Raw genomic sequence first — 7,860 nt, 5'->3', positions numbered from 1 at the left:
GCGCCGCGATCGTGAAGGCGACCACGTTCTACGACGACCCCGATGTGCTGGCCAAGGTGTCGCGCGGTCTGGGCGAGGCGATGGTCGGCATCAACGTCGACGACATCCCGGTCCCGCACAGGCTCGCAGAACGCGGCTGGTAAACACCTAACTCATGGCGATTGAAGAGATCCTCGATCTGGAGCAGATCGAGGTAAACATCTATCGCGGCGGTGTGTTCAGTCCGGAGTCGGGCTTCCTGCAGCGCACCTTCGGCGGGCATGTCGCCGGTCAGTCGCTGGTGTCAGCGGTCCGCACCGTCGACCCGAAATTCCAGGTGCACTCGTTGCACGGCTATTTCCTGCGGGCTGGCGACGCCCGGTCCCCGTCTGTCTACACCGTCGAACGGATACGCGACGGTGGGTCGTTCTGTACCCGCCGCGTCACTGCGATCCAGCACGGCGAGACGATCTTCTCGATGTCGGCGTCCTTTCAGACCGACCAGAGCGGCATCGAGCACCAGGACGCGATGCCCCATGCCGTTCCGCCCGATGACATTCCCGACTTCAAATCGGTCAGCAAGGTCTTCGACGACGCGAGCTTCAAGCAGTTCGACGAGTGGGACGTCCGAATCGTGCCTCGCGACCAGTTGAACACGCTGCCGGGCAAGGCTTCTCAGCAGCAGGTGTGGTTTCGGCACCGTGACCCGCTGCCCGATGACCCGGTGCTGCACATCTGCGCCCTTGCTTACATGAGCGACCTGACGCTGCTGGGCTCGGCGCAGGTCAACCATATCGAGGAGCGAAAGCACCTGATGGTCGCATCGCTGGATCACGCGATGTGGTTCATGCGTGCGTTCCGTGCCGACGAGTGGCTGCTGTACGACCAGTCGTCGCCGTCGTCGTGTGGTGGCCGCTCTCTGACGCAGGGAAAGATCTTCAATCGGTACGGCGAGATGGTGGCCGCGGTGATGCAGGAGGGCCTGACGCGGTATCCCCGCGATTTCAAGCCCGCGAACGGGTGAGTGCGCCGACCGTCGGCGTGTTGGCGTTACAGGGCGACACCCGCGAGCATCTGGCCGCGCTGCGCGAAGCGGGTGCGGAAGCGATCACGGTCCGCCGGCTCACCGAGCTGGAATCCGTCGACGCGCTGGTGATTCCGGGTGGCGAGTCGACGGCGATGAGCCACCTGCTGCGGGAAATGGAACTGCTGGAGCCGTTGCGCGCCAGGCTGGCCGACGGCATGCCCGCCTACGGATCGTGTGCGGGGATGATTCTGCTGGCCACCGAGATCGCCGACGCCGGCGTGCCCGGGCGTGACGCGCTGCCGCTACGGGCGATCGATATGACGGTGCGCCGCAACGCATTCGGTCGTCAGGTGGATTCCTTCGAAGACGACATCGAGTTCGACGGGCTGACCGGTTCGGTGCACGCGGTGTTCATCCGCGCGCCGTGGGTCGAACGCGTCGGCCCCGACGTCGAGGTGCTGGCCCGAGCGGCCGGCCATCCCGTCGCGGTGCGGCAGGGCCGGATGCTGGCGACAGCGTTCCATCCCGAGGTGACGGGCGACCGTCGCGTGCACCGCCTCTTCGTCGACTCCCTCTAGCGGATTTGGGCGTGCGCGGTTGCGCTGAGCGCAACCTGGCACGCCGAAAATCACTGAGCTTGCGCGGGCAGCACGTGGTCGCCGACCTTGTCGGTGGACAGGCACAGCGAGCAGACGAAGGCGTCATGGGTGGCGCACTTCATCATGTCGGGCCGCTCGTAATCATGATGGCAGACATGACATTTCAGCTGTTCACCCGACGGGTTGCCGAGCTCGTCGTACATCGGCAGCTCGATGCCGTCGTCGGTTCGTCGCAAGTAGTACTTGCCCTTCGTGGCGACCGCGATGATCGGCGGCAGCACGGCTCCTAGCACCATGGCCACCAGCGGCGAGTACGGCCTGATCGCCTCGCCGAGCACGCCGAAGAACGCCAGCAACGAGACCCCGGCGGCCGCGAGCAGCGATACGAAGCCGACCGGGTTGACCGCGTAGAGCATTCCGCGCCGGAACTCCGGCTTCATCGGAGAGATCTTCAACAGGTATTTGTTGAAGACGATGTCGGACGCCACCACGACCACCCACGCGATGCCGCAGTTGGCGTAGAAGCCCAGGATGGTGTTGAGGAACGCGAACATGTTGGCTTCCATCAGGATCAGCGCGATCAGTAGGTTGAACGCGAGGAACACCAGCCGGCCCGGGTAGCGCTTCGTGACGCGGGTGAACGAATTGGTCCATGCGAGCGAGCCGGAGTAGGCGTTCGTGACGTTGATCTTGACCTGGCTGATCACCACGAGGATCACCGCGAGGGTCATCGCCAGCCACGGCGGCAGGAAGTTGCGGTAGATCTCCAGGAACTGGTGCACCGGCTCGTTGGCGTTGGACACCTCGCCGCCGAAGACGTTGGCGATCAGATAGACAGCCAGGAACAGGCCGACGACCTGCTTGATGGCGCCGAAGATGACCCAGCCTGGACCCGCGAGGAACATCCACGTCCACCAGCTGCGGCTGTTCTCCGGCGTCCGCGGCGGCATGAACCGCAGGTAATCGATCTGCTCGGCGATCTGCACGATCAGCGACAGGCAAACGCCCGCGGCCAGCAGCGTCATGCCGAGATCGAATCCGCTGGTGCCGCTTTCACCCTGGTAGGCGAAGAAGTCCGACACCGATTCGGGGTGGCTGACCACGAGGTAGACGAACGGCGCGACCATCAGGACAAGCCACAGGGGAGTGGTCCAGACCTGCAGTGTGGACAGCACTTTCATGCCGTAGATGACGAGCGGGAAGATGATCAGGGTCGATACCGCATATCCGACCCACAGCGGAATGCCCAGACCCAGTTCGAGTCCCTGCGCCATGATCGAGCCTTCGAGCGCGAAGAAGATGAACGTGAACGTCGCGAAGATGACGTTGGTGACCACTGAGCCGTAGTAGCCGAAACCGCTGCCGCGGGTGATGAGGTCGAGATCGATGTTGTACCGGGCGGCGTAATAGGCCAGCGGGAAGCCGGTCAGCATCACGACCACCGCGAAGATCAGGATGCCCCACAGGGCATTCGTTGTGCCGTAGGAGATTCCGATGTTGGCGCCGATCGCAAAGTCGGCGAGGTAGGCGATGCCGCCGAGCGCCGAGATACCGACCACGCGGGTGGACCACTTGCGGTAGCTGCGTGGCGCGAACCGCAGCGTGTAGTCCTCGAGGGTCTCCTTCGTCGCGGTCATGGTGTCGAGATCTGCGTCGACGACCTCTTTGCCGAGCTCTTGAGTCATTGCGCCAAGCTAGGCTCGCTATGTTTCGGCGCAATGAAGGTGATGTTCCGTCCCGCGTCGGCAGATTACCGCACTAATTTGACTCGTGTGTAAGGGAATTCAGCGGATCGGTAGGCCCGTGATCGACCGGGCCATCACCAGGCGCTGGATCTCACTGGTGCCCTCGAAGATCGTGAAGATCTTGGCGTCGCGGTGCATCCGCTCGACGGGATATTCCCGCGTGTAGCCGTTGCCGCCGAGGATCTGGATCGCCTCGTCGGTGACGTAGACGGCGGTCTCGCTGGCGACCAGCTTGGCCATCGAACCTTCGGCCGCCTCGAAGGCTTTGCCGTTGCGGGCCATCCAACCGGCCCGGTACACGAGCAGGCGGGCGGCATCGATGCGCGCTTTCATGTCGGCGAGCTTGAACGCGACCGCCTGGAACTCGCCGATCTTGCGGCCGAATTGCTCACGCTCGCAGGCATAGTCGCGGGCGTACTCGTAGGCGGCCCGAGCCGTGCCGACGGCCATCGCGCCCACGGTGGGGCGGGTCCGCTCGAACGTCGCCATCGCGGCCTGGCCCGCGGCCTTCTTGCCGTCACGGACCTTGGCGATGCGCGCGTCGAACTTGTCCTTGCCGCCGACGATCAGCCGGCCGGGGATGCGGACGTCGTCGAGGACGACTTCGGCGGTGTGCGACGCGCGGATGCCGTGCTTGAGGAACTTCTGCCCCTGAGACAGGCCTTTGGTGCCCGGCGGGATGATGAACGACGCCTGTCCGCGGGTGCCCAGCTCGGGGTGCACCGACGCGACGACGACGTGGACGTTGGCGATGCCACCGTTGGTGGCCCACGTCTTCGTGCCGTTGAGCACCCACTCGTCGGTGGCCTCGTCGTAGCGGGCGCGCGTGAGGATCGAGCCGACGTCGGAACCAGCGTTCGGTTCGGACGAACAGAACGCGGCGACCTTCGGATCGTCGACGGTGCCGAACATCTGCGGGACCCATTCGCCGACCTGGTCGGGTGTGCCGTTGGCGGCCAATGAGGCCGCGGCAAGCCCGGTGCCCAGGATCGACAAGGCGATCCCGGCGTCTCCCCAGAACATCTCCTCGAAGACGACGATCATGCCGAGGCCCGAGGGTTCGGCAGCCTGTTCGGCGAACATCTCCATCGAATAGAGGCCGACCTTGGCGGCCTCCTGGATGATCGGCCATGGTGTGGTTTCGCGCTCGTCCCACTCGGCTGCGGCAGGGCGGACGACGTCGGCAGCAAATTCGTGGACCCACTTCTGCACATCCAACAGGTCCGACGACAACTCCAGCGAGAATGTCATGCAACAGCACCTTACTCCGGAGTAAGATAAGCCGCCAGGGGGTGTGGCTCAGCTAACAGTCGCCGACGTCAATTGAGTACGGGCAGAAGTAGACGGGATGCCGAACTGACGGTGTTCACGGTGCTGGTTCCGACGCTGGCATGCCGAAAGTTCATGATCGCCGGACTGTCAGGGTCCTGGTCGTCGCTGCTGAGCACCAGCCGCACCCGGTGTCCGGCCTCGAAGCGGCGAGCGTTGGGCACCAGTGGAACTCGATAGGTCACCACCTCGCCGACGGGTACCGCGACGGCCTGGTCGCAGGGCAACGCTGGAGCGCCTTCGGCGCTGGCGGCCTCGTCGACGGTGCGCAGGCTGGCCCGCACCCATCCCGCGGTGACGTCGGTGACCTCTCCGTCGGGCGCGACATCCTGCAGCGTCGCGATCCACGCCGTATCGGTCGCGGTCGCCGACGCCTCCAGCCGCAGTTCGATCGCGCCGACGACGTCGAGATCGTGGTCCAGGGCGGGCGATGTCCACATCAGGGACGATGGCGGATCGATCGGACTGGCCTTGGCCCGGTTCAGGCCGGCGCCAAGGGTGAGGTAGTCGCGGGACCCCCGGATTCCTTCCTCGTCCGCCAGTCCGCCGTCGGCACGCAACGCCCAGTGCAGGTGAGTTGCCGCGGGCGGCCACGTGGGGCTCGCATGCCAGCCGTCGGCACCCGGCAGCACGTAGCGCACCGGCGGGCCGTCCATGATTCCGGTGTCGGCGCCGCCCAGCCAATGGTCGAACCACGCCAGCGCCTCGGTGTGCAGGCTCTCCCACGGCCAGGTGAGACCGAACTTCCCGAGCATCGCCATCCGCACATTCGGGTTGTGCTGCAACGCTTTCCATGCGCTGAACGTCGACGGCAGGTGCAGCGGCACGTTCTCCCAGTCACACCCGAGGTAGACAGGGATGTCGACATCGGCGAGCAGCGGCAGCACATTGCGTTCCTCCCACCACGAATCGCGCACCGGATGCTTGACCATCGTGTCGAGCCACAGGTCGTCCCACGGGTGCGGGTTGTGGGGGAGTTTGAGCAGTCCGCGCATCATCGTCACGGCGGCTTCACCGTTCATCGTGGCGAACTTCTCGTGCAGTTTCGGCGTGTTCAGCACCCGCCGCGCGAGCGTGATCACCGGGTTGCGCCGCCAGAACGCGTCGCTGCGATCGGACGTCAGGCCCATCATCGACAGGAAGGGCGTGATGAACGACGAACTCGTCAGGCCGTGATGTGAGGCGGCGTCGTACAGGTCGGCAGTCACAGCGACGGGGAAGATCGCCTTCAGGTGCGGTGGTCGTTCGACCGCGGCCTCCAGTTGTGTCATCGCGAAGTAGCTGATGCCGATCATGCCGACGTTGCCGTCGCACCAGGGCTGCGCAGCGGCCCACTCCACGAGGTCGTACATGTCGCGGCGCTCCTGGGCATCGAAGAAGCCGAACGTGCCGCCCGAGCCGCCGGTGCCGCGGACGTTGGCGATGACGTGGACGTAGCCGCGGGACACCCAGAAGTCGGTCGCGCCGGCCTCGACGAAGCCGGCTGGCGCGCCGAGGTCCTGCATCTGGCGCGGGTAGGGCGATGCGGCGATCAGCGCCGGGTACCTGCCGCGCGTGCTGGGGTGGTGGACGTCGGCCATCAGGTCGGCACCGTCCCGCATCGCGACGTGCTGGTTGGTGAGGTGACTGACGCCGTACCGCGGTCGGCTGAGGTTGCGGTACTCGCGGCCCGTGTCCTGGGGGCCGTTGAGGCGGCGTTCCGTGCTCATGAATTTCACGCTACGGTGAAACTAGTTTCAACGCAACGTGAGACTCGCGCTAAGATGAGGCTCGTGCCCAAGATCACCCCAGGTCCCCGGGACGAACGCGGCGTGCTGTCGGCGCGGATCCTCGTCGCGGCGCGCGAGGCGTTCGCCGACACGGGTTACGCCGGGACGACAATGCGTGCTGTTGCTCGCGCCGCCGACGTCGATCCGGCGCTGGTGTACCACTACTTCGGCTCCAAAGAGGCGCTCCTGGACGCGGCCACCGCGCCCCCGCAGCGCTGGCTGGACAACGTGGCGGCGACGTGGACCACCCCGATTCCTCAACTGGGTGAAGCACTCGTGCGCCTGATGCTGAGCGCGTGGGCCGACGACGAGATCGGTCCCGTCCTGCGGGCGATCCTGCAGACCGCCGCCCACGAGGCGGCCACCCGGGAGAAGTTGCGTCTCGTCGTGGAGCGCAGCTTGATGGGTGTCTTGCAGCTCGGCAGCGACGACGACGAGCGCATGACACGGAGCGGCCTGATCTCGTCGCAGATCATGGGCCTGGCGATGATGCGCTACGTCTGGTCCATCGAACCGGTCGCGTCGATGGGCGATGACGCTCTCGTCGCCGCGGTGGCCCCGAACCTGCAGCGCTACATCGAGGACGACCTGGGCTGACCGCCACGTAGACTGGTCAATCGGACTTTGACGTAGAACCAAGAAGAGGTGTGCATGAGCGGCCATTCCAAGTGGGCCACCACCAAGCACAAGAAGGCCGTGATCGACGCGCGTCGCGGTAAGAACTTCGCCAAGCTGATCAAGAACATCGAGGTGGCGGCTCGGACCGGTGGTGGAGACCCCGGCGGGAACCCGACGCTGTACGACGCGATTCAGAAGGCCAAGAAGAACTCGGTGCCCAACGACAACATCGAGCGCGCCCGCAAGCGCGGCGCGGGCGAAGAAGCCGGCGGCGCCGACTGGCAGACAATCACCTACGAGGGCTACGGACCCAACGGTGTCGCGATCCTCGTCGAGTGCCTGACGGACAACAAGAACCGCGCGGCCGGCGAGGTGCGCGTCGCGATGACCCGCAACGGCGGCAACATGGCCGATCCGGGTTCGGTGTCCTACCTGTTCACCCGCAAGGGGGTCGTGACGCTGGAAAAGAACGGTCTGACCGAGGACGACGTCTTGACCGCGGTGCTGGAGGCCGGCGCCGAGGACGTCAACGACCACGGTGAGACCTTCGAGATCATCTCGGAGCCTACCGATCTGGTGGCCGTGCGCACCGCGCTGCAGGATGCCGGCATCGAATACGACTCCGCGGAGGCCAGCTTCCAACCGTCGGTGTCGGTGGCGGTCGACCTGGAAGGTGCCCGCAAAGTCCTCAAGCTTGTCGATGCGCTGGAGGACAGCGACGACGTGCAGGACGTCTACACCAACGTCGACATCCCCGACGATGTCGCCGCACAGCTCGACGAGGAGTGAATCAG

At 65.5% G+C, this 7,860-nt stretch carries 7 protein-coding genes and 1 pseudogene; 5 read left to right on the top strand and 3 right to left on the bottom strand.

Features of this window, described 5'->3' with window-relative positions; translation table 11 throughout:
• The 3 genes and pseudogenes from P9A17_RS31255 to pdxT form a co-directional block, all read left to right on the top strand.
• Positions 1 to 143, top strand: a pseudogene (locus tag P9A17_RS31255) (pyridoxal 5'-phosphate synthase lyase subunit PdxS); the annotation flags it as partial.
• An 11-nt stretch (positions 144 to 154) separates the two neighbouring features.
• Positions 155 to 1,003, top strand: coding sequence for an acyl-CoA thioesterase II (gene tesB / locus P9A17_RS31250; protein WP_278042683.1), 849 nt, complete (start codon positions 155 to 157; stop codon positions 1,001 to 1,003).
• Positions 1,000 to 1,584: a pyridoxal 5'-phosphate synthase glutaminase subunit PdxT gene (gene pdxT, locus P9A17_RS31245; protein ID WP_278042682.1), complete on the top strand. Its 585-nt coding sequence runs from the start codon at positions 1,000 to 1,002 to the stop codon at positions 1,582 to 1,584. Before tesB ends, pdxT begins: the two co-directional genes overlap by 4 nt.
• A gap of 50 nt (positions 1,585 to 1,634) precedes the next feature.
• On the opposite strand, the gene P9A17_RS31240 is transcribed toward pdxT, so the two are convergent.
• The 3 genes from P9A17_RS31240 to P9A17_RS31230 form a co-directional block, all read right to left on the bottom strand.
• On the bottom strand, positions 1,635 to 3,290 hold the full coding sequence (locus tag P9A17_RS31240) for a hypothetical protein (protein ID WP_278042681.1): 1,656 nt from the start codon (positions 3,288 to 3,290) through the stop codon (positions 1,635 to 1,637).
• Positions 3,291 to 3,389: 99 nt separating this feature from the next.
• Entirely contained in the window at positions 3,390 to 4,601 is a 1,212-nt protein-coding gene (locus tag P9A17_RS31235; protein ID WP_278042680.1) for an acyl-CoA dehydrogenase family protein, read from the bottom strand.
• A gap of 68 nt (positions 4,602 to 4,669) precedes the next feature.
• Positions 4,670 to 6,388 carry a CocE/NonD family hydrolase gene (locus tag P9A17_RS31230; RefSeq protein ID WP_278042679.1) on the bottom strand — a complete coding sequence of 573 codons (1,719 nt, stop codon included), beginning with the start codon at positions 6,386 to 6,388 and terminating at the stop codon, positions 4,670 to 4,672.
• Between the two features lie 54 nt (positions 6,389 to 6,442).
• Here P9A17_RS31230 and P9A17_RS31225 point away from each other — a divergent pair, with 54 nt between their 5' ends.
• Both P9A17_RS31225 and P9A17_RS31220 read left to right on the top strand, forming a co-directional pair.
• The gene (locus P9A17_RS31225; protein WP_278042678.1) at positions 6,443 to 7,045 is read left to right on the top strand and encodes a TetR family transcriptional regulator; all 603 of its coding nucleotides are present in this window, start codon (positions 6,443 to 6,445) and stop codon (positions 7,043 to 7,045) included.
• Positions 7,046 to 7,099: 54 nt separating this feature from the next.
• The gene (locus tag P9A17_RS31220; RefSeq protein WP_278042677.1) at positions 7,100 to 7,855 is read left to right on the top strand and encodes a YebC/PmpR family DNA-binding transcriptional regulator; all 756 of its coding nucleotides are present in this window, start codon (positions 7,100 to 7,102) and stop codon (positions 7,853 to 7,855) included.
• Positions 7,856 to 7,860 lie beyond the last annotated feature (5 nt).

Source organism: Mycobacterium sp. 236(2023) (assembly GCF_029623955.1).
In the GTDB taxonomy this organism is placed as follows: domain Bacteria; phylum Actinomycetota; class Actinomycetes; order Mycobacteriales; family Mycobacteriaceae; genus Mycobacterium.
Note: the sequence above shows the minus strand (reverse complement) of the source record. Positions and strands in the feature narration are given on the sequence as shown.

Bases quoted from the DNA above. Each gene is read 5' to 3' on its own strand.
- P9A17_RS31220 (WP_278042677.1), top strand. From the start codon at position 7,100: ATGAGCGGCCATTCCAAGTGGGCCACCACCAAGCACAAGAAGGCCGTG.
- P9A17_RS31225 (WP_278042678.1), top strand. From the start codon at position 6,443: ATGAGGCTCGTGCCCAAGATCACCCCAGGTCCCCGGGACGAACGCGGC.
- P9A17_RS31230 (WP_278042679.1), bottom strand. From the start codon at position 6,388: ATGAGCACGGAACGCCGCCTCAACGGCCCCCAGGACACGGGCCGCGAG.
- tesB (WP_278042683.1), top strand. From the start codon at position 155: ATGGCGATTGAAGAGATCCTCGATCTGGAGCAGATCGAGGTAAACATC.
- P9A17_RS31235 (WP_278042680.1), bottom strand. From the start codon at position 4,601: ATGACATTCTCGCTGGAGTTGTCGTCGGACCTGTTGGATGTGCAGAAG.
- P9A17_RS31240 (WP_278042681.1), bottom strand. From the start codon at position 3,290: ATGACTCAAGAGCTCGGCAAAGAGGTCGTCGACGCAGATCTCGACACC.